The following is a 23386-nucleotide window of genomic DNA, read 5'->3' on the forward strand; positions in this document are numbered from 1 at the left end:
CCTGCCTTGGTCCTTGCGTAGTCTTGCGCCATCGAAAAATCTGACCTCCGGGAGTTTGATCATGATCAATAAAGCCCTGCGCATTCTGATCGCTGATCCGCAGCATTTTCAGCGAATGAAAATCGAGCGTCTGTTCAACGGGCTGGAGTATTACCGAGTGGCGCCAGCGCAAAATCTCGCCGAACTGTTGACGCTGGTGGACTATGGCTGCCAGCCATTCGATGTGGTGGTGATCAATGCGGAGCTTGCGGCGCACTCGCTGGATCTGCGCGGGTTTTTCCTCGATAACCCCCAGGTTCGTCACGCCTTGATTTACAACGAACCTTCGGGGCCCGCGGATACGACCTCCGGCGTCGTGCGGGACAACCTGCAAATCAGTCATATGGCATTGCCTGGTGCGCAGCTCATCAGAGACTTGATGGCGGTGGTCGATGCCCTCCGGTGGAAGCAGGAACGGCCGTCGCCGCAGCGCGCTTATGCATAAATTCCACTGTCTCGCAACTGTCAGGTCTGACAGGTGAACCCCGAGCTGTTCCGTGCAACAGTCCGTGCGCAGCCACAACGTCAGCAATCCGCGACGACCGTGGCGTCATCGTCATGTCTTGCACTGGGAGTATTCATGAAGTCAGCGCTGATCGTCGACGATCATCCAGTAGTGCGGGCCGCCATCAGGATCGTCCTGCAAAACGAGGGCTTCAAGGACATTCGCGAAGTCTCTAACGGCAGCGAGGTGGTGCCGCTGATTCGCGAGTTCAAGCCAAGGCTGGTGGTGCTGGATCTGCGTTTGCCAGCGCTCGACGGCCTGGATGTGCTGGCCAGAATCAAGGCCAACGAGCTGGACTGCCGGGTGCTGATCTTCAGCTCGCACGACCCCATGTTCTATCAGGAACGCTGCGTTCGCGCCGGCGCCATGGCCTACGTGACCAAAACCAATGACCTGCAACAATTGCACAAAGCCATTCAGGCGGTGATGTCGGGTTACACCTATTTCAGCTCACTGCCTGACAGCGCCAATACGCTCAATACGATGCAACTCACCGAAAAACAGATGATTGATCAGCTGTCCGATCGCGAGTTGAGCATTTTCCAGCAACTGGCGCAGGGCAAGGCCAACAAGGCCATTGCCGAAGAGATGCTTCTGAGCCACAAACCATCAGCACCTATAAAACCCGACTGATGAAAAAACTCGGGTTGAATTCAGTGGTGCACCTGCGTGGTTTTGCCAAGCGCAACCAGTTGATCTGAGGCGGGTATGAGGCTGACGTGGCTGATCGGCTTGCTCGGGTGGGGTTTTGCAGCGAGCTGCGGGGCCGCTGAAGCGCCGCAAGTATTGGAGGTACTCACGCGTTCGGCCCTGAATAACGTTCAATTGCGGCTGGACGTGCAGGACCGCCAATGGCTGCTGCAGCATCCGGTATTACGCATGGGCGTTTCCGGGCGTGACTATCCACCGTTTGAAATCACCCGCAACCAGCATGAGCTCGAAGGCCTGACGGCCGATTACGCCGATCTGCTGGCGCAACTGCTTGGCGTCAGGATTGAAGTACGCCGCTATGAAAACCGTCAGACTCTGATGGCGGCGCTCAAGGACGGCGAGCTGGATCTGTTGGGCACCTCCAACCAGTTCGAAACCGCCGACCCCGAAATCGTCCTGTCCAAGGCCTACGCGGAAGATCAGCCAATGCTGGTGACGCCGGTCGAAAAACCGCAGCTGGCGGAACGCGCTGGCACACGCATCGCCATGGTCGAGGACTACCTGCCATTGTCCACCGTGCAGAGGGTTTATCCGCAGGCAGATGTGCGGCGCTACTCCTCGGCGATGGATGCCTTGGGCGCCGTGGCGTTTGGTGCGGACGATGTGTACCTGGGCGATTTCATCAGCGCCAATTACCTGATCAACACCAATTATCGTAACGACCTGCAACTGGCCGGGCCGGCAGGTCTGGATGCCAACCCATTCGGTTTTGCCTTGCTGCGCCGCGATGTGCGACTCAAGCGTATTGTCGACAAGGCGCTGGCCGCGATCCCGATGGAGCTGCGTCAGCGTATCGAGCTGCGCTGGAGCGCCGGTCTCGCGGAGATGGCCGAGCTGTCGCGGGTACAACTCAGTGCCAGTGAACAGGCGTGGCTCGATCAGCATCCGCGGGTGCGGGTTGGCGTCATCGGAGATTTTGCGCCGCTGACATTCTTTGACGCCGACGGCCGCTTCAGCGGCTTGTCAGCACAACTGCTGAACCTGATCAGTCAGCGCAGCGGGTTGCAATTCGAAGTGGTGCGCGGCAGCTCGCTGGATCGGCAGATCGAACAGCTCAAGGCCGGTGAAATCGACGTGTTGCCGGTGGTCACCCCCAGCAGCGAGCGCGAAGCCGAACTGCATTTTACCCGCGCCTATTTGAATAATCCGTTTGTGCTGGTCGCTGCGGCTGCGGCGCAAAAACCGCTCACGCTGGATGATCTTCAGGGCAAACGACTGGCGATTTATCGCGGCCATCCGTTACGCACATATTTGTCGGCGAACGCACCTCGAATCCGTTTCATCGACGTCAGCAGCCCGGCCGCTGGCATGGCGCTGATCGCCAAAGGTCACGCCGACGCGACGGTAAGCTCTTTGCTGGTGGCGCGTTATCTGATCGCGCGTCAATACCGGGAGCGCCTGCGCATCACCGGCACGGTGGGTGATCAACCGGCACGTATTGCGCTCGCCACGTCGCCGCAATCCGCGACGCTGCACTCTATATTGAACAAGGCCTTGCTGAGCATTGCGCCGCAGCAAATGGATGAGCTGGTCGAGCGCTGGAGCCACGATGTGGTGGTGGATGAAAGCTATTGGCTGCGTCATCGCCGCGAAATCGTTCTCGGATTTGCCGCTGCTGCAGCCTTGCTGGTGCTGGCGCTGGTGTGGATCGGGTTTCAGCGCCGGCAGATTCGCCAGCGCCAGCACTGGCTGCAACGGTTGCAGGAAGCCAAGGATATTGCCGATGACGCCAATCGGGCCAAAAGCACATTTCTGGCAACCATGAGCCATGAGATCCGCACACCGATGAATGCCCTGATCGGCATGCTCGAGCTGGCGCTGAAACGCGCCGAGGAAGGCGTGACCGATCGCCTGGCGATACAGGTCGCCTCGAATGCCGGGCAGCAATTGTTGGCGTTGATCGGCGACATACTCGATATCTCGCGGATCGAATCCGGGCACCTTTCACTCGCCCCGGAGCGCGCCAATTTGCGTGAAATGGTGCTGTCGGTGTGCCGGGTTTTCGAAGGGCTGGCACGCCAGAAGCGCCTGCTCTGGCACATTGATGTGGATGCGCAGAGTGACGTCGATGTGCTGATTGATCCGACGCGTTTCAAGCAAGTGCTGTCGAACCTGCTCAGCAACGCGATCAAGTTCACCGAAGAAGGCGAGGTGCGATTGCAACTTGGGTTGGCCGCGAGCAACGCCGAGCGATTGGCCGTGAGGGTGATCATCGAAGACAGTGGCATTGGCATCAGCGCCGAGGATCGACAGCAGCTGTTCAACCCGTTCGTCCAGGCGGGCAATCCTTCTGACGCACGTAGCGGCTCTGGCCTGGGGCTGGTGATCAGCCGCAGCCTCTGCGAAATGATGGGCGGTACCCTGCGCCTCGACAGTCAACCGGGTCGCGGCACGCGGGTTGAGGTGAGGCTCGACTTGCCGTTGCTGGAGCCTCTGGCGCCGCGCCCGATTGGGCCTGAAACTCCAGCAGTACCGGCACGGTCACTCAACATTCTGGTGGTGGACGATCACCCTGTGAACCGTTTGTTGCTGTGCTGGCAATTGAGTGAACTGGGGCATCGCACCGTCGACACCCCCGACGGTGAACTGGGACTCGAGCGCTGGCGAGCGCAACCGTTCGATGTCTTGATCACTGACTGCAACATGCCCCGGCGCAATGGCTACGAACTGGCGCGAGCGATTCGTGAAGAGGAGGCGCGGAGCGGGCGCGTGCCGTGTCTGGTTCTCGGCTTCACCGCGAATGCGCAGGCCGAGGAGCGCTTGCGCTGTTTCGACGCCGGAATGGACGATTGTCTGTTCAAGCCGATCCGCTTGAGTGATCTGGAACAGGCGTTGAAAAGTTTCAGCCAGGTTGATGATCAAGACGAACCGACGGTGGAGACTGAGTTGCCGGAAATTGACCTTACCGCGCTGGAGCAGATGTCCGGCAACGATCGCGCGGTGATGGATCGCTTGCGCAACGAAGTGTTGAACAGTTTGAACCACGACCTGCGACGGCTCGCCGACTTCATTCACACGCCTGACCGCAGTGGTTTGCGTGATCTGGCCCACCATATCAAGGGTGGCGCGCAAATGGTCGGTGCGGCGCGGTTGGTCTCGGCTTGCGTTGACCTCGAACGCGCTTGCCAGGCAACCGAGGCGGTAGCGGTCGACTCTGCCATCAGCGCGTTGCGCGAGGTCATGCAACAGCTCGCGCAACGTTTGCGGGTTTGAGCGTCAATCCCAGGCCGGCGCGATGCCTTTTGGACTGGTCAGACGATGGCCGCGATCCAGCGTGGCAATCAGCGCGATATCCGCGTCACTCAAGGCCTGATGGCGATCAAGGCACCGCCGACTCAAACACTGTCATCGTCCCCCAGATAGAACGCTGAGGCCGATTTTTACGGTCTAGTGCATCGGTCGTCAGGGATTTAAGCTCAATCCATTGCGTCACACACTCAATCGGAGACGACCTTGAAAAAACTCATCGGCATCTATACCAGCCCGCGCGGCCATTGGGTCGGCGATGGTTTTCCGGTTCGCACGCTGTTTTCCTACGACAGATCAGGGCAACACATCAGCCCGTTCCTGTTGCTCGATCATGCCGGGCCCGCCGACTTCACCGCGACGACCGAACGGCGTGGTGTCGGCCAGCATCCGCACCGTGGTTTCGAAACCGTGACGATTGTTTACGACGGCGAAGTGCAGCACCGCGATTCGACCGGCAGCGGCGGCGTCATCGGCCCAGGCGATGTGCAATGGATGACAGCGGCGTCGGGAATCCTGCACGAGGAGTTTCACTCGGAAAACTTTGCCAAAACCGGCGGCAAACTGGAAATGGTGCAATTGTGGGTCAACCTGCCGGCCAAGGACAAAATGGCCGCGCCGGGCTATCAGACCATTCTCGACAGCGACATTCCGAATATTGCGCTGAAGGACAACGCCGGCCGCCTGCGCCTGATCGCCGGCGAGTTCGATGGTCGCACTGGCCCATCGCGCACCTTCACCCCGATCGACCTGTGGGATCTGCGCCTGAACGCCGGCAAGTTGCTGACGCTGGATGTGCACGCAGGTCGCAACACGGCGCTGGTGGTGTTGAAAGGTTCGGTGCAGCTCAACGGTGAGGAATCGATGCACCAGGGACAGTTGGCCCTGTTCGAGCGCGACGGTCATCAGCTGACCCTCGAAGCCAGCGAGGATGCGACGGTGTTGCTGCTCAGCGGCGAGCCGATTGACGAACCGATCGTTGGCCACGGCCCGTTCGTGATGAACACCGAGCAGGAAATCCACCAGGCCTTCGCCGACTTCCAGTCCGGCCGCTTCGGCCGCATGCACGCTTGACGCGCCACCGCCACGTACAACGCGCAATCCAACGGTAGCTCTGCGACTTTTGACTTTGTTTTTTAAAAATCAAAAGATCGCATCGTGCCGCAGCTCCTACACTTGCCCGATCTGTGCGATCTTCTCGCGATTGGCCTTCGTCGGAGTGGTTTGATGCTGTCTCTGCTCACTGAACACCCGTTGGTTTGTGCGTTGATCCTGATCGTTGTCGATCTCGGTCTGTGGCGCTTGATCAGTTCCCATGGCAGCGAGTGGAAACTGTTGGTGCGCGTGCTGATTTTCAGTCTGTTCAGCGTGTTGCTGTTCAACGAAGGCCTCAATCCGATGGAGCCTGCGCCGTGGGCGGACAATGTGCCGCTGCATCTGGCGGCGACCGGGTTGCAGATCGGCTGGTGGCTGTTCGGGGCACGCACCCTGACCGTGTTGATCGGCGCCGTGATGATGCAACGCGTCGGCCACACCGGGCGGCTGTTGCAGGACTTGCTTGGCGCAGTGATTTTCCTGATTGCGATCATCGCGGCGCTTGCCTACGTCCTGGATCTGCCGGTCAAAGGCGTGCTGGCGACCTCCGGCGCCTTGGCGATCATCGTCGGTCTGGCGTTGCAAAGTACCTTGAGCGACGTGTTTTCCGGGATCGTCCTCAACACCACCAAGCCTTATCAACTGGATGACTGGATTTCCATTGATGGCACCGAAGGCCGGGTCACCGACATTGATTGGCGGGCCACACGTCTGCAAACCAGTCAGGGCAGCATGGCCGTGATTCCCAATTCCCTGGCGGCCAAGGCGAAAATCATCAATTTCAGCCGACCGAGCAACATGTTCGGTGTGGCAGTCAGCGTGCAGGTCAGCCCCCATGCGCGCCCCAACTCGGTCATCGATGCGTTGGAGCGGGCGATGCAGGGTTGTCGGCAGTTGCTCGACACGCCGGCGCCCAGCGTCGCCTTGAAAAGCTCCGGTAGCAGCGGCGCGGAATATGAAATCAGCGGGTTTGTGGCGTCGATGGGCGAGAAACGCGTAGTGCGCAATCAGTTGTTCGATCTGGCCTATCGGCATTTGCAGGCATCCGGCGTGAATCTGCTGTCGAGCGATGAGAGCAGTGCGCCGAGTCTGCTGTCGCGGCCAAGGGCATTGCTCGACAGTTCGCCGATATTTTCCACGCTGCGTCAGGAAGAGAAAGACACGTTCAGCCAGAACATGAGTCATCAGACTTTCCGCGCGGGAGAAATCATTCTGGCGGGCGGCGAGGTCAGTGATCACCTGTTCATTATCGAGTCTGGCGTGGTCTCGGTGACTCTCATGCGCCATGGCGCGCCGTTCGAATCCGGACGCATGGGGCCGGGCGAGGTGATTGGCGAGGCGGGGATTCTTTCTGACACCGCATTGCCAGCGGATTTCTCGGCGAAGACCTTCTGCGTGCTGTATCGCATCGAGAAGACTTACCTCAAGCCTTGCCTTGATGCCCGCCACGACATCCATGACGCGATGCAGACGCTGCTCGATTACCGCCTGCACAAAGCGCAAGCGTTGACCGAGGAAGCACCGGTGGCCGTTGCGAAAAAAGGTTTTCTGCAATGGCTGCGCAATCGGGTCTGAGGCAACCCGCGAAGATTGAATGCAACCCGCACGGCGCTGCCACGGTCACAATTTCTAATCCCCACCGGGCAGGAGTTGCGGACGATGAAAAACCTGCGGATTGCCACTTACAACGTCAACGGCCTGCGCGCGCGGTTGCCGAATTTGCTTGATTGGCTCAAACGCGAGCAGCCGGACATTGCCTGTCTGCAAGAACTCAAATCGGTCGACAGCGCGTTTCCCGCCGCCGAGCTGGAAGCCGCCGGTTACGGCGCGATCTGGCATGGCCAGGCGTCCTGGAACGGCGTGGCGATTCTTGCCCGTGATGCGCAACCGTTGGAAAGCCGGCGCGGTTTGCCGGGCGACCCTGATGACAAGCACAGTCGTTACCTGGAGGCCGCGGTGCACGGCGTGCTGGTCGGTTGCCTGTATTTGCCCAACGGCAACCCCCAACCGGGGCCGAAGTTCGATTACAAACTGGCCTGGTTCGAGCGGCTGATCAGCTACGCGAAAGACCTGCAAAGCAGCGATCATCCGGTGGTGCTGGCGGGTGACTACAACGTTGTGCCCACCGACATGGACATCTACAACACGCGCTCATGGCTCAAGGACGCCTTGTTGCAACCAGAAAGCCGCGAGTGTTACCAGCGTTTGCTCGATCAAGGCTGGACCGATTCGCTGCGCCATCTGTATCCAAACGATCGCCTGTATACGTTTTGGGATTACTTCCGCCAGCACTGGCAAAAAAACTCCGGTTTGCGCATTGATCATCTCCTGCTCAATCCGGCACTGAGCCCGTATTTGCATGAGGCTGGCGTCGACGCCTGGGTGCGCAATGAACCACACGCCAGCGATCATGCGCCGACATGGATTCGCATTGGCTCACGCAAGAAGCGCTAAACGCGATTGGCGAAAGCAATTGTCGAAATTGGCGCCGGATCCCGTATACATGGCGGACCAACCGCGCAGTGACGTGCGGCCCGATGCCTAAGGAACGAGCAATGAGCGAGCCACGCCTGAAGAATCTGAAGCTGTACCTGCAACGCCTGGGTTTCGATGCGCCGCCGGCAGCGACTCTCAAGACTTTGCGCCAACTACAGTCGCGCCACACCGGCGTGTTTCCTTTCGAGAATCTGGCGACAGTCACCGGCGCGCCGGTGTTGATCGATCTGCCGTCCATCGAAGGGAAAATTCTCGTGGGCGGGCGCGGTGGTTACTGCTATGAACTCAATTATCTGTTCTATGCACTGCTGAGTGAGTTGGGCTTCGAGGTTCGGGCCATCAGCGGGCGCGTGGTCATGAATCAGCCCGAGGGCAGTTGGACGGCACGCACGCACCGCTTGAGCGTGGTGATCCTCGACGGCGTGCGCTACATCACCGACGTCGGCTTTGGCGGCATGGTCCCGACTGCGCCGCTGCTGCTGGACACGGACGCCGAGCAAGCTACCCCGCACGAACCCTATCGCATTGAGAAACAGGCCGATGGCTACCTTTTGCGTGCGTACGTGACGGGCGAGTGGCGGCCGATGTATCTGTTCGATCTGCAACGCCAGGAAGACATCGATTACACCGTTGGCAACTGGTACGTCTCGACCCATCCAGATTCACCGTTCGCCCAGCGCTTGATGATTGCACGCACCGGTGATGGCTGGCGCAAGACGCTCAACAGTGGCAGTTTTGCTCTGCATCGCACCGGTGCGGACAGCCAACGGCGCGAGCTGGCGGATGTCGACGAACTGCTCGGCGTGATCGAGCATGAGTTTGGCGTTAAGTTGTCTGACTCCGCGCCAGTACGGCAATCGCTGGCGCGGGTGATCACGCCAGTCTCGGTCTAGGGCTTCACAACCGGCTCCAGCACCCGGCGAATTTCACCGATGGCCGCCGACAGCTTGCGCTCGAGACTCTTGAGGTCAGTGGCTGTAATACCTTTTTTGAACTGCCCGGAAACGCCCGCATCCTCAGCCCGATCCGCTGCGCGAGGGTTGTCGAGCAACGCCTGTCGGAGCGTGTTGTTGATCACGGTCTGATAACCGAACCCTTCATTTTCCGCAGCGGTGCGCGCCGCCTCGATCACTGCGTCATCGAGCATGATGGTAATGCGGGTCTTACCCTTGTTGGGCGCCACAGCACCGCGTTTGCCTTGGGAAAAGTCGTATTCATCTTTCATTGATCAAGCCTCCAGAAAATAGGTGCGCCGTTCGCTCGGTGTCGCGAGACGTGCAGAAATAATTCGAACGACATTTGTTTCACGGTAGCTGTATGCGATGACCAGCAAACGTCCTTTGCCATCGAGCCCAAGGGAAATCCAGCGTTGCTCGTCATGGTCATTGTCCTCGACGGTCAGTGCGCGTTCGTCGTGCAAGACCGGTTCTGCCTCAGCGAGGCTGATGCCTTTGTGCTTGAGTTTGTTGGCTGCGTTCTTGCTTTTGTCGTACTGAATCTTGAATGACTTCATTATGCATACTTTATATGTATAAAAAAGGGCGCGACCGCACCGTCGGTCGCCATGAGCACTTCAGCGTAGTAACAGCGAACGACGATGCCGGAGGGGATGTGTTGCCGGATTTGTGGGGGATGGAAGAGGCGGGCTAGAAGGTTGGATGGCTACCTATTCAATTTGTGACTGATAAGTTGTATACAACTCTATGGACATTTGTCCCGAGTATTGAATACAGTGTGCCCATAACAAAAACCAGGGAACCCCCCACCATGAAAACGCCCCATGTTTCACACCAACGGCCCGAGGACGAAAATCTCGGGGTCGGCGCGAATATGGCTTACGGCCTGCAACATGTTCTGACCATGTATGGCGGCATCGTCGCGGTGCCATTGATCATCGGTCAGGCTGCCGGGCTGTCGCCGGCGGATATTGGTTTGTTGATTGCTGCTTCATTGTTTGCGGGGGGGCTGGCGACGCTGCTGCAAACCCTGGGTCTACCGTTTTTTGGCTGTCAATTGCCGCTGGTGCAGGGCGTGTCGTTCTCCGGCGTAGCGACCATGGTTGCGATCGTCAGCAGTGGCGGGGAGGGCGGTTTCCAGTCGGTGCTGGGCGCGGTGATTGCGGCGTCATTGATCGGCTTGCTGATCACGCCGGTGTTCTCACGCATCACCAAGTTTTTCCCGCCGCTGGTAACGGGCATCGTGATCACAACCATTGGTTTGACATTGATGCCGGTGGCCGCACGTTGGGCCATGGGCGGCAATAGCCACGCGCCGGACTTCGGCAGCATGCAGAACATCGGCCTGGCCGCCGTGACACTGGTGCTGGTATTGCTGCTGAGCAAGGTTGGCAGCTCGACGATTTCACGGTTGTCGATTCTGCTGGCCATGGTCATCGGTACGGTGTTGGCGGTGTTTCTCGGCATGGCGGATTTCTCCGGGGTCACTACCGGCCCGATGTTCGGCTTCCCGACGCCGTTCCATTTCGGCATGCCGACTTTCCACTTCGCAGCGATCCTGTCGATGTGCATTGTTGTCATGGTGACTTTGGTGGAAACGTCGGCGGACATCCTCGCCGTCGGTGAGATCATCGGCACCAAGGTCGATTCCAAGCGCCTGGGCAACGGTCTGCGCGCCGACATGCTGTCGAGCATGTTCGCGCCGATCTTCGGCTCTTTCACGCAAAGCGCGTTTGCCCAGAACGTCGGGCTGGTGGCAGTGACCGGCATCAAGAGCCGTTTCGTGGTGGCCACGGGCGGTCTGTTCCTGGTGGTCCTCGGCCTGCTGCCGTTCATGGGGCGGGTCATCGCGGCGGTGCCGACTTCGGTGCTGGGTGGCGCCGGCATCGTGCTGTTCGGCACCGTGGCCGCGAGCGGCATTCGCACGCTGTCGAAGGTGGACTATCGCAACAACGTCAACCTGATCATCGTTGCCACTTCGATCGGCTTCGGCATGATTCCAATTGCCGCGCCGAACTTCTACGATCACTTCCCTAGCTGGTTCGCGACCATTTTCCACTCGGGGATCAGTTCGTCGGCGATCATGGCGATTCTGCTCAACCTGGCCTTCAACCACTTCACCACGGGCAACTCGGATCAGCAGTCGGTGTTTGCCGCAGCGGAAGAGCGGACCCTGCGCTATCGTGATCTGGCGGCGTTGCGCGAAGGCGATTACTTCAGCGACGGCAAGCTGCATGATTGCGATGGCAAGGAAGTGCCGGTGATCGAGCCCGATGACCACGATCATGGGCATGGCGCGCCGAAGGTGCTGGTGAAAAGCAGCGAACATGTCTGACGGTTGTAGCTGAGTAGAGAAGGGCCGATCTGTTTGTACAGGTCGGCCCTTTTTCATTTTGAGATCAAAAGATCGCAGCCTTCGGCAGCTCCTACAGGTGCGGTGTTCATCCGCAAATGGGCGGAATATGGAACCTGTGTAGGAGCTGCCGCAGGCTGCGATCTTGTATCTTTTCGAGCGCCCACAAAAAAGCCCCTGAACCTTGCGATTCAGGGGCTTTGCTATTTGGCTCCACAACCTGGACTCGAACCAGGGACCCAGTGATTAACAGTCACTTGCTCTACCAACTGAGCTATTGCGGAATTGGTGCGTATGTTACTGATTCAAAAAGAGAAGTCAAGCATCGGTTGGTGACTTTTGCGATTCCTCGGGACGAACGGCATTTTGTCAGCGATTGGCGGTTACCAGAAACGCCTCGGGGGTCTACCATGGCAGCCCGGAAGTGGTGACACGCGCTGCCGGCCATTCGCCGCATAGGTACGCGCCATGACTCAAATCACTCGCAACAACGAGGTGCTCGCATGAGCACTGCACAGATCAGCCTGCCCAAAGGCATCGGCCCGCACGCTGAAAAACTCTTCGACGCCATCATTCAGGCCAGCACCGCCGACGAATTGAACCGCGCGGGCGGCAAGGCTGAAGGTTTCGTCCTCGGTCTTGAAAGCGCCAAGGCTATCAAGAGCCAGGTTGCCGAATCGCTGTATGTGATTTACGACGATGCCGCCAGCCAGCGCTCGTCGGAACTGGCTTAACCGCCAAAGGTAATTGTGCCGAGCATCAGCTTGGCATAGGCCGCCGTCGCTGCCAGTTGCACCAGCCACAGGACCAGGCCACCGAGGAATACCCCGGCGGCGATTTGCAGCACCAGACTTTTTTCGCGCTTGGCCGGTGCGCGCGGGATGAAATCATCCAGATCGTCACGGTCGGCGCGCAGGTTGTCGTTTTTCATCAGGCTTCTCTTCAATATTCTCGGGTGTAGACAAAACCGGTAGGAGCTGCGGAACGCTGCGATCTGTTGATCCTGACCTTGATCTCGAAGACAAGATCAACGGATCGCAGCCTCGTTTCACTCGTCAGCTCCTACAATTTGAATTGTGTGCAGTCTAGAGGTTGCAAGGAGTTTTCCGGGCAAATAAAAAACGGGAAGCCATCATGGCTTCCCGTTTTTCATCGCAGGGCGAAATCAGATGACCTGAACAATCGCGTCTGTCACAGCCTTGATGTTGCTCTGGTTCAGCGCGGCCACGCAAATGCGGCCGGTGTCCAGGGCATAGATGCCAAACTCGTTACGCAGGCGATGCACTTGTTCAGTGGTCAGGCCGGAGTAGGAGAACATGCCGCGCTGACGGCCGACGAAGCTGAAGTCGCGGCCCGGTGCTTTCGCTGCGAGCAGATCAACCATCTGCGTACGCATGCCGCGAATCCGCAGGCGCATTTCCGCCAGTTCGGCTTCCCACTGCGCGCGCAATTCCGGGCTGTTCAACACAGCGGCGACGATGCTCGCGCCATGAGTCGGCGGGTTGGAGTAGTTGGTACGGATCACGCGTTTGACCTGCGACAGCACGCGTGCGCTTTCTTCTTTCGATTCGCTGATGATCGACAGAGCGCCGACGCGCTCGCCGTACAGCGAGAATGACTTGGAGAACGAGCTCGAGACGAAGAACGTCAGGCCCGATTCGGCAAACAGACGCACGGCAGCGGCGTCTTCATCGATGCCGTCGCCGAAACCCTGGTAAGCCATGTCGAGGAACGGCACGTGACCTTTGGCTTTGACCACTTCCAGGACGTTGCTCCAGTCCGCCGGGGTCAAATCGACGCCGGTCGGGTTGTGGCAGCACGCATGGAGGATCACGATCGAGCCGTTCGGCAGGGCGTTGAGGTCGTCGAGCATGCCGGCGCGGTTAACGTCGTGAGTGGCGGCATCGTAATAACGATAGTTCTGCACCGGGAAACCGGCGGTTTCGAACAGCGCGCGGTGGTTTTCCCAGCTTGGGTCGCTGATTGCCACAACGGCGTTCGGCAGCAGCTGCTTGAGGAAGTCAGCACCGATTTTCAGTGCGCCGGTACCGCCGACGGCCTGAGTGGTGACGACACGACCGGCGCTGATCAGCGGCGAATCGTTGCCGAACAGCAGCTTCTGCACGGCCTGATCGTAGGCAGCGATGCCATCGATCGGCAGGTAACCGCGCGAAGCGTGTTGAGCGACGCGAATCGTCTCGGCTTCGATCACCGCGCGCAGCAGGGGAATTCGCCCCTCTTCGTTGCAGTAAACGCCCACGCCCAGGTTGACCTTGGTGGTCCGGGTATCGGCGTTGAATGCTTCGTTGAGGCCCAGGATTGGATCGCGGGGTGCCATTTCGACAGCGGAGAACAGGCTCATTATTACGGCGGCTCTGAATGGGGAGTGGAGGGACGTGTCGCGCTCCAGCCGGATGCACTAGAGCGGTGCACAAACGGGGAGCTAGTATAGAGGCCATTACTCGGCGATGGCGACAGGCGATTCGGCTTTTCCGCTAACTTTTCCCGAATATTTGTCGACCGTTAGTCGCTTGGCCTTGTCAGAGTCTTTACCGGATGTAGGACGTTTGCCTTGAAAGGTGAGGCAGTCGCCACCACATTGAGCACAATCCAGGTTTTTTCTTGCGCGACACCGGTCGTTTGCGGTCGTCCACGTGGTGCTCCGCTTTGCTCGGAAGGCCGCGATACCAGAGGTGTGTATGTCTCAATTCCAGCTAGTCACCCGCTTCGAGCCTGCCGGCGACCAGCCGCAAGCGATCCGCCAGTTGGTCGAGGGTATCGAAGCCGGGTTGGCACACCAGACGCTGCTCGGTGTGACCGGCTCAGGCAAGACCTTCAGCATCGCCAATGTCATCTCGCAAGTGCAGCGTCCAACCTTGGTGCTGGCGCCGAATAAAACCCTCGCGGCGCAGCTGTACGGCGAGTTCAAGGCGTTCTTTCCGAACAACGCCGTTGAATACTTCGTTTCCTACTACGATTACTACCAGCCCGAAGCGTATGTGCCGTCGTCCGACACCTTCATCGAGAAGGACGCTTCGATCAACGACCACATCGAACAGATGCGTTTGTCCGCGACCAAGGCGCTACTGGAGCGCAAAGACGCGATTATCGTCACCACGGTGTCGTGCATCTACGGCCTGGGCAGCCCGGAAACCTATTTGAAGATGGTGTTGCACGTCGATCGCGGCGACAAGCTCGATCAGCGTGCGCTGCTGCGGCGACTGGCCGATTTGCAATACACGCGCAATGACATGGATTTCGCCCGTGCGACCTTCCGTGTGCGCGGCGATGTGATCGATATATTCCCGGCGGAATCCGACCTGGAAGCGATCCGCATCGAACTGTTCGATGACGAAGTCGAAAGCATTTCCGCATTCGATCCGCTGACCGGCGAAGTCATCCGCAAGATGCCACGGTTCACCTTCTACCCGAAAAGTCACTATGTAACGCCCCGGGAAACCCTGCTCGACGCCATCGAACACATCAAAGTCGAACTGCAGGAGCGCCTCGAGTACCTGCGCTCCAACAATAAGCTGGTCGAAGCCCAGCGACTTGAGCAGCGCACCCGTTTCGACCTGGAGATGATCCTCGAGCTGGGTTATTGCAACGGCATCGAAAACTATTCGCGCTATCTGTCCGGGCGGCCGGCCGGTGCGGCGCCGCCGACGCTTTACGATTATCTGCCGGCCGATGCCTTGCTGGTCATCGACGAATCCCACGTCAGCGTGCCGCAGGTCGGTGCGATGTATAAGGGCGACCGTTCGCGCAAGGAAACTCTGGTGGAATACGGCTTCCGCCTGCCCTCGGCGCTGGATAACCGGCCGATGCGGTTTGACGAGTGGGAAGGGGTCAGCCCGCAAACCATTTTCGTCTCGGCGACGCCGGGCAATTACGAGGCTGAACACGCCGGCCGCGTGGTCGAGCAAGTCGTGCGCCCGACCGGGCTGGTAGACCCGCAGGTCGAAGTACGGCCGGCACTGACGCAGGTCGATGACTTGCTCTCGGAAATCACCAAGCGCGTGGCCGTCGAAGAGCGTGTTCTGGTCACCACACTGACCAAACGCATGGCCGAAGACTTGACCGATTACCTCGCCGACCACGGCGTGCGCGTGCGGTATCTGCACTCGGACATCGACACCGTCGAGCGGGTCGAGATCATCCGCGACTTGCGCCTCGGCGTTTTCGATGTGCTGGTCGGCATTAACCTGCTGCGCGAAGGCCTGGATATGCCAGAAGTGTCGCTGGTGGCGATTCTCGATGCCGACAAGGAAGGCTTTCTGCGCTCCGAGCGCTCGCTGATCCAGACCATTGGCCGCGCGGCGCGGAACCTCAACGGCCGGGCGATTCTTTACGCTGACCGTATGACCGGTTCGATGGAGCGGGCGATTGGCGAGACCGAGCGTCGTCGCGACAAGCAGATAGCGTTCAACCTGGCCAACGGCATTACTCCGAAAGGCGTGTTCAAGGATGTCGCCGACATCATGGAAGGCGCCACGGTGCCGGGCTCGCGCAGCAAGAAGCGCAAGGGCATGGCCAAGGCCGCCGAAGAAAACGCCAAATACGAAGCCGAACTGCGCTCGCCGAGTGAGATCACCAAACGCATTCGCGCGCTGGAAGAGAAAATGTATCAATTGGCGCGGGATCTGGAGTTCGAAGCAGCGGCGCAGATGCGTGATGAGATTGCCAAACTGCGCGAGCGATTGTTAGCGGTATGACAAGTCCTGTAGGAGCTGCCGAAGGCTGCGATCTTTTGATCTCGTTTTTACAATCAAAGTCAAAAGATCGCAGCCTTCGGCAGCTCCTACAGGATTGAGTCGGATCAGTGAGATTCGCCGGCCTTTAGCCCCGCCGGGAGCTTTTTGGTCAGTAGAATTGCCAGCATACTCACCCCCAGCGCAATCCCGACAAAGTGAAACGCATCGTTATAAGCCATGATCGCCGCCTGCTGATGGACGATCTCGCTCAACTTGGCCAACGCTGCCGTGTCACTGCCAAATCGATCGGTCATCGACGCCAGCCGCTCGGCCACTTGCGGATTGGTCGGCACCACCGCTTCACGCAAATAATCGAAGTAAGTCTTGGTCCGCGCATCCAGCAATGTTGCGAGCAACGCGATGCCGATTGCGCCACCGAGGTTGCGCAAGATATTGAACAAACTCGAGGCCGAGCCAGCGTCCTGGGGCAGGATGTAAGCCGTTGCGATCAACGAAATGGTGACCATGATCAACGGCTGCCCCAGCGCGCGGATGATCTGGATCTGATTGAACTGCGGGCCGGCAAAGTCCGGGTTCAGCACCCCCGAGGAAAAACTCGCCAGACCAAACAGGCCGAAGCCGATCGTGCACAGCCATTTCGGCGAGACGAACTTCATCAGTTGCGGCACCAGCGGAATCAGAAACAGTTGCGGCACGCCCATCCACATGATCACTTCGCCGATCTGCAGGGCGTTGTAGTTCTGGATCTGCGCCAGATACAGAGGCAATAAGTAGATCGAACCGTACAGACCTACGCCCATGCCCAGGCTGGAAATACTGGATAAACCAAAATTGCGATTGCGCAGAATTCCCAAGTTGATCAGCGGGTTGGGCTTGGAAATCTGCACGATCACAAAGGTGATCAGGCTCAACAGGGCGATGCTGCCCAGGGCCACGATCAGGCTCGATTCCAGCCAGTCCTTGCGATGGCCTTCTTCAAGAAATACCTGCAGGCAACCCAGGCCAATCCCCAGCGACAGAATGCCGGTGTAGTCGGTGCTTTTCAGCAATTCCCAGTGCGCTGCTTTTTTTTCCAGGCCGTAGAGCAGCCCGGCGATCATGATCAGCCCTGGCGGGATGTTGATGTAGAAGATGTATTCCCAGCCCCAGTTTTCCGTGAGCCAGCCGCCGAGCGTCGGGCCGATTGACGGCGCGAAGGTCGCGGTCATGGCAAACATCGCCATGCCTTTGGCGCGATGATGTTCGGGGAGTTTGATCAGCGTCAGGGTGAACGCCAGCGGAATCAACGCGCCGCCGGTGAAACCCTGCATGGCACGAAAGACGATCATGCTCTCCAGGCTCCAGGCCATTGAACACAGCAGCGATGAGACCAGAAACCCCAGCGATACCCACACCGCCAGGCGCCGCGCCGAGAGCAACTGCACCAGCCAAGCGGTCAGCGGGATCATGATGATTTCCGCCACCAGATAGGACGTGGAAATCCACGAACCTTCTTCTAGCGTCGCCGACAGCGCACCCTGAATATCTTTCAACGAGGAGTTGGTGATCTGGATGTCGAGCACCGCCATAAAGGCGCCAAGCATCACGCTCATCACCGCAATCCAGTCGCGCCGGCTAGGTTCGTCCACCGGGCGGATCAGTGAATCACCGGCCATCGGCGGCGTCCTGGATATTCACAGTGGCGGTGACGGACATGCCCGGGCGGATTTTCCCGCGCAACGGGTTATCCGCCTTGAAGGTCAGTTTCACCGGAATCCGTTGCACGACTTTGGTGAAGTTGCCGGTGGCGTTGTCCGGTGGCAGCAGACTGAACTGTGCGCCGGACGCGGCGAACAGACTGTCGACCCGCGCTTCGATCGGCGTATCGCCATAGGCATCGAAAGTCAGCTCGGCTTTTTGTCCGGGCTGCATGTGGCCGATCTGGGTTTCCTTGAAGTTGGCCTGGACCCAAATATCCTCGTCGGGAACGATCGACAGCAGATAGGCGCCAGCCTGCACGACCTGGCCGTTGCGCGCGGCGCGCTGGCCGACGAGGCCGCTGATCGGTGCGTGGATTTCGCTGCGGGTCAGATTGAGTTCGGCTTGAGCGAGATCGGCGCGGGCGTTGGCGATCTGCGCGTCGAGGCGTTTGATCTCGGCGCTCAGCGCGTTGACCTGCTGCCGCTGGCTCTGCGCATCCGCCTGCGCCTTGGCCACTTGCGAGCGGGCGATATGGGCATCGGCGGAGAGGGTGGTGACCCGTTCTTCGGAGACGTAACCGGGTTTGCGCAGGGTTTCTGCGCGAGACAGATCCATCTGCGAACGGCCGAGCGTGGCCTGCGTGGTCGCCACCTGCGCATCGCTGGCGGCGATCAGGCTCGATTGCTGGGTCAGCTTGCTTTGCGCTTGCAGGCGTTCGGCCTCGCGAGTGGCGAGCGCCGCATTGGCGCGGTCGACCGCGAGGCGGAAATCATTGGGTTCGAGGCGCAGCAGCAGTTGGCCTTTTTCCACGTGCTGATTGTCCTGCACCAACACTTCGTCAATTCGCGCGCTCAGTTGGCTCGAGACACGGGTGATTTCGCCCTGGACATAGGCGTTGTCAGTGCTTTCATAAAAGCGTCCCTTGAAGAACCAGTGAGCGAAGAAGCCGCCGGCGATCAGCAGGACGAGCAGTAGGAAAATCAACAGGCGACGCTTGAGTTGGGCTGGCATGGGCAAACTGTAGTCGAGTAATTGTAAGGAAAGTTATCAGCCGGCGAATCTCGCATACAGCCGATAAGCGGTAAATGCCTGCGTTTGATATTCGGCCATTCACCGCGCCTTACGGGCGTTCCAGGCGCAAACTTGGCTTAAATGCCCTGCCTGCTGGAGCGGGGCGGGTGTCGCCTGTTACCATTCGCCGCTTGATCGTTTTGCTTTTCATTCTTTTCGAGACATGCCATGACCACCGTCCGCACTCGCATCGCGCCATCGCCTACCGGGGACCCCCACGTAGGTACCGCTTACATCGCATTGTTCAACTACTGCTTTGCCAAGCAGCACGGCGGTGAGTTCATCCTGCGCATCGAAGACACCGATCAATTGCGTTCGACTCGCGAATCGGAACAGCAGATTTTCGACGCCCTGCGCTGGCTCGGTATCGACTGGAGCGAAGGTCCGGACGTCGGTGGCCCGCATGGTCCTTATCGCCAGAGCGAGCGCGGCGACATCTATCAAAAGTATTGCCAGCAACTGGTCGACATGGGGCACGCGTTCCCATGCTTCTGCACCGCCGAAGAACTGGATCAGATGCGCGCCGAGCAAATGGCTCGTGGCGAAACTCCGCGTTACGACGGCCGTGCGCTGCTGCTGTCGAAAGAAGAAGTGGCAGCTCGCCTGGCGGCAGGCGAGCCGCACGTGATCCGCATGAAGGTGCCGAGCGAAGGCGTTTGCGTGGTGCCGGACATGCTCCGTGGCGACGTCGAGATCCCATGGGATCGCATGGACATGCAAGTGCTGATGAAGACCGACGGCCTGCCGACGTACTTCCTCGCCAACGTGGTCGATGACCATTTGATGGGCATCACTCACGTTCTGCGTGGCGAAGAGTGGCTGCCATCGGCGCCAAAACTGATCCTCCTTTATGAATATTTTGGCTGGGAACAACCCGAGCTGTGCTACATGCCGCTGCTGCGTAATCCGGACAAGAGCAAGCTGTCCAAGCGCAAAAACCCGACCTCGGTGACCTTTTACGAGCGCATGGGCTTTATGCCGGAAGCGATGCTCAACTACCTCGGCCGCATGGGCTGGTCGATGCCGGACGAGCGCGAGAAGTTCTCGCTGCAGGAAATGGTCGACAACTTCGACCTCAAGCGTGTCTCGCTTGGCGGGCCGATCTTCGATATCGAGAAACTGTCCTGGCTCAATGGCCAATGGCTGCGCGATCTGCCGGTGGAAGAGTTCGCCGCACGCGTGCAGAAGTGGGCGTTCAATTCCGAATACATGATGAAGATCGCGCCGCATGTCCAGGGCCGTGTTGAAACCTTCAGCCAGGTAGCACCGCTGGGCGGGTTCTTCTTCGCCGGCGGCGTCAATCCGGACGCCAAGCTGTTCGAATCGAAAAAACTCTCGGGCGATCAGGTTCGCCAGTTGATGCAGTTGATCCTGTGGAAACTGGAAAGTCTGCGTCAGTGGGAGAAGGACAACATCACCGCAACGATTCAGGCGGTGGTGGAATCCCTTGAACTGAAACTGCGCGACGCTATGCCGTTGATGTTCGCGGCGATCACCGGTCAGGCGAGTTCGGTTTCGGTGCTCGATGCGATGGAAATTCTCGGGCCGGATCTGACCCGTTTCCGTCTGCGCCAGGCGATTGATTTGCTGGGCGGCGTGTCGAAGAAAGAAAACAAAGAGTGGGAAAAGCTTCTGGCCGCCATCGCCTGATAGCTTTACCCCCTGTAGGAGCTGCCGCAGGCTCGGGCCGCGATCGGACGATCTTTTGATCTTGTTTTCAAAAGGCAAAGTCAAAAGATCGCAGGCTGCGCCAGCTCCTACAGGTCTGCGTACGTTGTGAACCTCCCGGTTTACGGGAGGAGGGCGGTAAGTGATTGTTATGCCGACGAAAAATTTTGAAAAATTTCAAAAATAAGTTTGACAGGCTTTCGATACGCCCTTAAGATTCGCCCCGTCCTCAGCGATGACATCAACGATGAGGGGCTATAGCTCAGCTGGGAGAGCGCCTGCATGGCATGCAGGAGGTCAACGGTTCGATCCCGTTTAGCTCCACCAATTTACACTTCAAGGCCTGGCCACACCGGCCTTGAAGCGATCAACACTCAGCGTTGGTCAGTTGTATAGAAGGGTTTGCGTCCCCTTCGTCTAGTGGCCTAGGACACCGCCCTTTCACGGCGGTAACAGGGGTTCGAGTCCCCTAGGGGACGCCAGTTTTACAGAAGTGATGTTGCAAGATGTCACTCCGCCGTGAGGCGAAAAATCGGGGCTATAGCTCAGCTGGGAGAGCGCCTGCATGGCATGCAGGAGGTCAGCGGTTCGATCCCGCTTAGCTCCACCAATTTTACAGTTCAAGGTCTGGCCACACCGGCCTTGAATCGATCAGATCTCAGCACTGATCAGTTGTATAGAAGGGTTTGTGTCCCCTTCGTCTAGTGGCCTAGGACACCGCCCTTTCACGGCGGTAACAGGGGTTCGAGTCCCCTAGGGGACGCCACGATTACCCGCTCTGCGGGATTTTATAAGGGTCATTCAATTATTGAATGGCCCTTTTGTTTGTCTGGCGTTTGGCCAATTCTCCTTTTTCCTTACACTGTGCTTCAGACCAGCGGTCATATTCTTGACTTGCAGATTATTATTATGCGAATAATATTCTAATCGTAATATTCGGAGGCAACGATGAACGATAAAAAAGCTCAAACCCGCGAACGCATCCTCAAGGCTGCCAGCGCCGCACTGATCCAGCGCGGCCCGGCCGACCCGAGCGTGGGCGAAGTGATGGGCGCGGCCGGCCTGACAGTCGGCGGCTTCTACGCTCACTTCGAAAGCAAGGACGCGATGATGCTCGAGGCGTTCAAGCAATTGCTCGGTCGCCGCCGCGATCTGATTGCCGACATGGATGCCGACCTGACCGGTGAGGAGCGTCGCGCCTTGGTGGCGGCGTTTTACCTGTCGCGCAAACACCGTGATTCGAGCGATGCAGCGTGTCCGATTCCAGCCTCGATCGGCGAATTGGGCCGTTTGCCGGATTCGTTTCGTATCGCCCTGAACGAGCATCTGGAGTTGATGGTTGCGCAGTTGGCGGCCAGCCCAGAGGACACCGACAAAGCGCTGGCCGATGTGGCCTTGATGGTCGGAGGTCTGGCCCTCGCCAGGGCGCTCGGCCCTGGTGATTTATCCGATCGATTGCTGCGCGCTGCCAAGTCGGCGGTGCGTTGACCTGAAGGCAAAACGCCTGAGGAGAGAGCGATGAACACGTTGAAGTGGGTTCGTGGCGTTAATGGCACCTTAGGCTGGATCGCACCGGAACGGGTGGCGAGCAAAATGCGCCTGGCATTCATGACGCCGCGCGCGCTGCCGCTGCGTGATTGGGAATTGCCCATGTTGGCCAGTTCGGAGCGCATCACTTTGCGTTTCGGTCTCTCGGCGCTGCGCTGGGGCCAAGGCCCGACGGTGCTGCTGATGCACGGTTGGGAAGGGCGGCCAACCCAATTCGCCTCGCTGATCACCGCGCTGGTCGATGCCGGTTATACCGTCGTCGCGCTTGATGGCCCGGCGCACGGCCGTTCTCCAGGACACGAAGCCAACGTCGTGCTGTTCGCCCGCGCCATGCTCGAAGCGGCTGCCGAATTGCCGTCTCTGCAAGCGGTCATCGGGCATTCCATGGGTGGCGCCAGCGCGATGCTCGCCGTGCAACTGGGTTTGCGCACCGAAACCCTCGTCAGCATCGCCGCTCCGGCGCGGATTCTCGGCGTGTTGCGCGGTTTTGCCCGCTACGTCGGTATGCCGCCCCGGGCGCGATCGGCGTTCATTCGCCAAGTCGAGCAAGATGTCGGGATGCGCGCGGCGACGCTCGATGTCGCGCACTATCAACTGGATATGCCCGGCCTGATCGTACACGCCGAGGACGACAACTTCGTCTCGGTGAAGGAATCGCAACTGATCCATGAAGCCTGGTTCGACAGTCGTTTGCTGCGTCTCGAAAGTGGTGGCCATCAGCGTGTACTCGCCGACCCTCGCGTGATTGATGGGGTGTTATCACTGCTGGCGGGCCGCAGCCTGCAGGCGCGCCAATCAGCGTGAGCATCCGTTACACTGCCCCGGTTGAATAAATTGACCGGGAGTGGGGCATGGGTTGGGATCGGGCAACGCCGTTTACTATTGATCTGCAAGTCGGCGCCGAAGACATCGACGGGCTGGGCCACGCCAACAATGCGGTGTATGTCACGTGGCTGGAACGTTGCGCCTGGCGCCATTCGCAGCGTCTGGGTCTGGATCTCGTGGAGTATCGGCGACTCGACCGCGCGATGGCGGTCGTGCGTCATGAAATCGATTATCTGGCGGCGGCCTATGAGGGCGATGAGCTGCAATTGGCAACCTGGATCGTCGATTGGGATCAGCGCCTGAAAATGACCCGACATTTTCAGCTCAAGCGCCCCAGCGACAACGCCACCCTGTTGCGCGCCCAGACCACGTTCGTCTGCATCGAATTGTCGACGGGCAAGCCCAAACGCATGCCCGCCGAGTTTATCGACGGCTATGGCCCGGCGATCCAAATCCCAGCCTGACACAATCCCTGTAG

The 23386-nt window shown here is 59.0% G+C and carries 19 protein-coding genes, 5 tRNA genes and 2 pseudogenes; 18 read left to right on the top strand and 8 right to left on the bottom strand.

Annotated features, from left to right (window positions below; genetic code table 11):
• The first annotated feature begins 61 nt into the window (after positions 1–61).
• From EL257_RS09295 to EL257_RS09305, 3 genes and pseudogenes are all read left to right on the top strand, one after another.
• The gene (locus EL257_RS09295; RefSeq protein ID WP_126368037.1) at positions 62–484 is read left to right on the top strand and encodes a chemotaxis protein CheY; all 423 of its coding nucleotides are present in this window, start codon (positions 62–64) and stop codon (positions 482–484) included.
• Between the two features lie 135 nt (positions 485–619).
• Positions 620–1245 (top strand): annotated as a pseudogene (locus EL257_RS09300) (response regulator).
• Positions 1246–1252: 7 nt separating this feature from the next.
• Positions 1253–4468, top strand: a complete 3216-nt coding sequence (locus EL257_RS09305) for a transporter substrate-binding domain-containing protein (protein WP_126361883.1) — start codon at positions 1253–1255, stop codon at positions 4466–4468.
• Between the two features lie 3 nt (positions 4469–4471).
• Here EL257_RS09305 and dkgB read toward each other — a convergent pair.
• A pseudogene (dkgB, locus tag EL257_RS09310) lies at positions 4472–4561 on the bottom strand (2,5-didehydrogluconate reductase DkgB); the annotation flags it as partial.
• Positions 4562–4708: 147 nt separating this feature from the next.
• On the opposite strand from dkgB, the gene EL257_RS09315 reads away from it, so the two are divergent.
• From EL257_RS09315 to EL257_RS09330, 4 genes are all read left to right on the top strand, one after another.
• Positions 4709–5575, top strand: a complete 867-nt coding sequence (locus EL257_RS09315) for a pirin family protein (RefSeq protein ID WP_126361885.1) — start codon at positions 4709–4711, stop codon at positions 5573–5575.
• Between the two features lie 153 nt (positions 5576–5728).
• A complete protein-coding gene (locus tag EL257_RS09320; protein ID WP_126361887.1) occupies positions 5729–7171 on the top strand; it encodes a mechanosensitive ion channel family protein in 1443 nt (480 codons plus the stop codon).
• A gap of 84 nt (positions 7172–7255) precedes the next feature.
• A complete protein-coding gene (gene xth, locus EL257_RS09325; protein WP_126361890.1) occupies positions 7256–8050 on the top strand; it encodes an exodeoxyribonuclease III in 795 nt (264 codons plus the stop codon).
• A gap of 101 nt (positions 8051–8151) precedes the next feature.
• Positions 8152–8985 carry an arylamine N-acetyltransferase family protein gene (locus tag EL257_RS09330; protein WP_126361892.1) on the top strand — a complete coding sequence of 278 codons (834 nt, stop codon included), beginning with the start codon at positions 8152–8154 and terminating at the stop codon, positions 8983–8985.
• Here the strand turns inward: EL257_RS09330 and EL257_RS09335 are convergent.
• Together EL257_RS09335 and EL257_RS09340 are read right to left on the bottom strand one after the other, a co-directional pair.
• Entirely contained in the window at positions 8982–9317 is a 336-nt protein-coding gene (locus EL257_RS09335; RefSeq protein ID WP_126361894.1) for a BrnA antitoxin family protein, read from the bottom strand. The two genes, EL257_RS09330 and EL257_RS09335, sit on opposite strands and share 4 nt — an antisense overlap.
• 3 nt (positions 9318–9320) lie before the next feature.
• The gene (locus tag EL257_RS09340) at positions 9321–9605 is read right to left on the bottom strand and encodes a BrnT family toxin (RefSeq protein ID WP_126361896.1); all 285 of its coding nucleotides are present in this window, start codon (positions 9603–9605) and stop codon (positions 9321–9323) included.
• 254 nt (positions 9606–9859) lie between these two features.
• Between EL257_RS09340 and EL257_RS09345 the strand changes: the two genes are divergently transcribed.
• Complete coding sequence (locus EL257_RS09345) at positions 9860–11383, top strand: nucleobase:cation symporter-2 family protein (RefSeq protein ID WP_126361898.1); 1524 nt, start codon at positions 9860–9862, stop codon at positions 11381–11383.
• 226 nt (positions 11384–11609) lie between these two features.
• Here the strand turns inward: EL257_RS09345 and EL257_RS09350 are convergent.
• A tRNA-Asn gene (locus EL257_RS09350) sits at positions 11610–11685 on the bottom strand.
• 219 nt (positions 11686–11904) lie between these two features.
• Here EL257_RS09350 and EL257_RS09355 point away from each other — a divergent pair.
• On the top strand, positions 11905–12135 hold the full coding sequence (locus EL257_RS09355) for a hypothetical protein (RefSeq protein WP_126361900.1): 231 nt from the start codon (positions 11905–11907) through the stop codon (positions 12133–12135).
• Here EL257_RS09355 and EL257_RS09360 read toward each other — a convergent pair.
• A complete protein-coding gene (locus EL257_RS09360) occupies positions 12132–12332 on the bottom strand; it encodes a hypothetical protein (protein WP_126361902.1) in 201 nt (66 codons plus the stop codon). The two genes, EL257_RS09355 and EL257_RS09360, sit on opposite strands and share 4 nt — an antisense overlap.
• A gap of 234 nt (positions 12333–12566) precedes the next feature.
• Positions 12567–13763 carry an amino acid aminotransferase gene (locus EL257_RS09365; RefSeq protein ID WP_126361904.1) on the bottom strand — a complete coding sequence of 399 codons (1197 nt, stop codon included), beginning with the start codon at positions 13761–13763 and terminating at the stop codon, positions 12567–12569.
• 337 nt (positions 13764–14100) lie between these two features.
• Here EL257_RS09365 and uvrB point away from each other — a divergent pair, with 337 nt between their 5' ends.
• Positions 14101–16116, top strand: a complete 2016-nt coding sequence (gene uvrB, locus EL257_RS09370; RefSeq protein WP_126361906.1) for an excinuclease ABC subunit UvrB — start codon at positions 14101–14103, stop codon at positions 16114–16116.
• Between the two features lie 104 nt (positions 16117–16220).
• Here uvrB and EL257_RS09375 read toward each other — a convergent pair whose 3' ends face one another.
• Together EL257_RS09375 and EL257_RS09380 are read right to left on the bottom strand one after the other, a co-directional pair.
• Positions 16221–17711: an MDR family MFS transporter gene (locus tag EL257_RS09375; RefSeq protein ID WP_172604545.1), complete on the bottom strand. Its 1491-nt coding sequence runs from the start codon at positions 17709–17711 to the stop codon at positions 16221–16223.
• 49 nt (positions 17712–17760) lie between these two features.
• Positions 17761–18807: an HlyD family secretion protein gene (locus tag EL257_RS09380; protein WP_126361910.1), complete on the bottom strand. Its 1047-nt coding sequence runs from the start codon at positions 18805–18807 to the stop codon at positions 17761–17763.
• Between the two features lie 228 nt (positions 18808–19035).
• Between EL257_RS09380 and gltX the strand changes: the two genes are divergently transcribed.
• From gltX to EL257_RS09420, 8 genes are all read left to right on the top strand, one after another.
• Complete coding sequence (gene gltX, locus EL257_RS09385; protein ID WP_126361912.1) at positions 19036–20517, top strand: glutamate--tRNA ligase; 1482 nt, start codon at positions 19036–19038, stop codon at positions 20515–20517.
• Between the two features lie 269 nt (positions 20518–20786).
• A tRNA-Ala gene (locus tag EL257_RS09390) sits at positions 20787–20862 on the top strand.
• A 79-nt stretch (positions 20863–20941) separates the two neighbouring features.
• Positions 20942–21017: transfer RNA gene (locus EL257_RS09395), tRNA-Glu, on the top strand.
• Between the two features lie 52 nt (positions 21018–21069).
• A tRNA-Ala gene (locus EL257_RS09400) sits at positions 21070–21145 on the top strand.
• Between the two features lie 80 nt (positions 21146–21225).
• Positions 21226–21301: transfer RNA gene (locus EL257_RS09405), tRNA-Glu, on the top strand.
• A gap of 182 nt (positions 21302–21483) precedes the next feature.
• Positions 21484–22023: a TetR/AcrR family transcriptional regulator gene (locus tag EL257_RS09410; RefSeq protein ID WP_126361914.1), complete on the top strand. Its 540-nt coding sequence runs from the start codon at positions 21484–21486 to the stop codon at positions 22021–22023.
• A 30-nt stretch (positions 22024–22053) separates the two neighbouring features.
• Positions 22054–22887 carry an alpha/beta fold hydrolase gene (locus tag EL257_RS09415; RefSeq protein ID WP_126361916.1) on the top strand — a complete coding sequence of 278 codons (834 nt, stop codon included), beginning with the start codon at positions 22054–22056 and terminating at the stop codon, positions 22885–22887.
• Between the two features lie 47 nt (positions 22888–22934).
• Positions 22935–23372, top strand: coding sequence for an acyl-CoA thioesterase (locus EL257_RS09420; protein ID WP_126361918.1), 438 nt, complete (start codon positions 22935–22937; stop codon positions 23370–23372).
• The last annotated feature ends 14 nt before the right edge of the window (positions 23373–23386 follow it).

It is taken from the genome of Pseudomonas fluorescens, from assembly GCF_900636825.1.
In the GTDB taxonomy this organism is placed as follows: Bacteria; Pseudomonadota; Gammaproteobacteria; order Pseudomonadales; family Pseudomonadaceae; genus Aquipseudomonas; species Aquipseudomonas fluorescens_BG.

What these genes read in the sequence shown, in the direction of transcription:
- EL257_RS09355 (WP_126361900.1), top strand. Translation starts at nt 11,905, where the DNA reads ATGAGCACTGCACAGATCAGCCTGCCCAAAGGCATCGGCCCGCACGCT.
- EL257_RS09335 (WP_126361894.1), bottom strand. Translation starts at nt 9,317, where the DNA reads ATGAAAGATGAATACGACTTTTCCCAAGGCAAACGCGGTGCTGTGGCG.
- EL257_RS09305 (WP_126361883.1), top strand. Translation starts at nt 1,253, where the DNA reads ATGAGGCTGACGTGGCTGATCGGCTTGCTCGGGTGGGGTTTTGCAGCG.
- EL257_RS09380 (WP_126361910.1), bottom strand. Translation starts at nt 18,807, where the DNA reads ATGCCAGCCCAACTCAAGCGTCGCCTGTTGATTTTCCTACTGCTCGTC.
- EL257_RS09330 (WP_126361892.1), top strand. Translation starts at nt 8,152, where the DNA reads ATGAGCGAGCCACGCCTGAAGAATCTGAAGCTGTACCTGCAACGCCTG.
- EL257_RS09415 (WP_126361916.1), top strand. Translation starts at nt 22,054, where the DNA reads ATGAACACGTTGAAGTGGGTTCGTGGCGTTAATGGCACCTTAGGCTGG.
- EL257_RS09295 (WP_126368037.1), top strand. Translation starts at nt 62, where the DNA reads ATGATCAATAAAGCCCTGCGCATTCTGATCGCTGATCCGCAGCATTTT.
- EL257_RS09320 (WP_126361887.1), top strand. Translation starts at nt 5,729, where the DNA reads ATGCTGTCTCTGCTCACTGAACACCCGTTGGTTTGTGCGTTGATCCTG.
- xth (WP_126361890.1), top strand. Translation starts at nt 7,256, where the DNA reads ATGAAAAACCTGCGGATTGCCACTTACAACGTCAACGGCCTGCGCGCG.
- EL257_RS09420 (WP_126361918.1), top strand. Translation starts at nt 22,935, where the DNA reads ATGGGTTGGGATCGGGCAACGCCGTTTACTATTGATCTGCAAGTCGGC.
- uvrB (WP_126361906.1), top strand. Translation starts at nt 14,101, where the DNA reads ATGTCTCAATTCCAGCTAGTCACCCGCTTCGAGCCTGCCGGCGACCAG.
- gltX (WP_126361912.1), top strand. Translation starts at nt 19,036, where the DNA reads ATGACCACCGTCCGCACTCGCATCGCGCCATCGCCTACCGGGGACCCC.
- EL257_RS09345 (WP_126361898.1), top strand. Translation starts at nt 9,860, where the DNA reads ATGAAAACGCCCCATGTTTCACACCAACGGCCCGAGGACGAAAATCTC.
- EL257_RS09410 (WP_126361914.1), top strand. Translation starts at nt 21,484, where the DNA reads ATGAACGATAAAAAAGCTCAAACCCGCGAACGCATCCTCAAGGCTGCC.
- EL257_RS09365 (WP_126361904.1), bottom strand. Translation starts at nt 13,763, where the DNA reads ATGAGCCTGTTCTCCGCTGTCGAAATGGCACCCCGCGATCCAATCCTG.
- EL257_RS09360 (WP_126361902.1), bottom strand. Translation starts at nt 12,332, where the DNA reads ATGAAAAACGACAACCTGCGCGCCGACCGTGACGATCTGGATGATTTC.
- EL257_RS09340 (WP_126361896.1), bottom strand. Translation starts at nt 9,605, where the DNA reads ATGAAGTCATTCAAGATTCAGTACGACAAAAGCAAGAACGCAGCCAAC.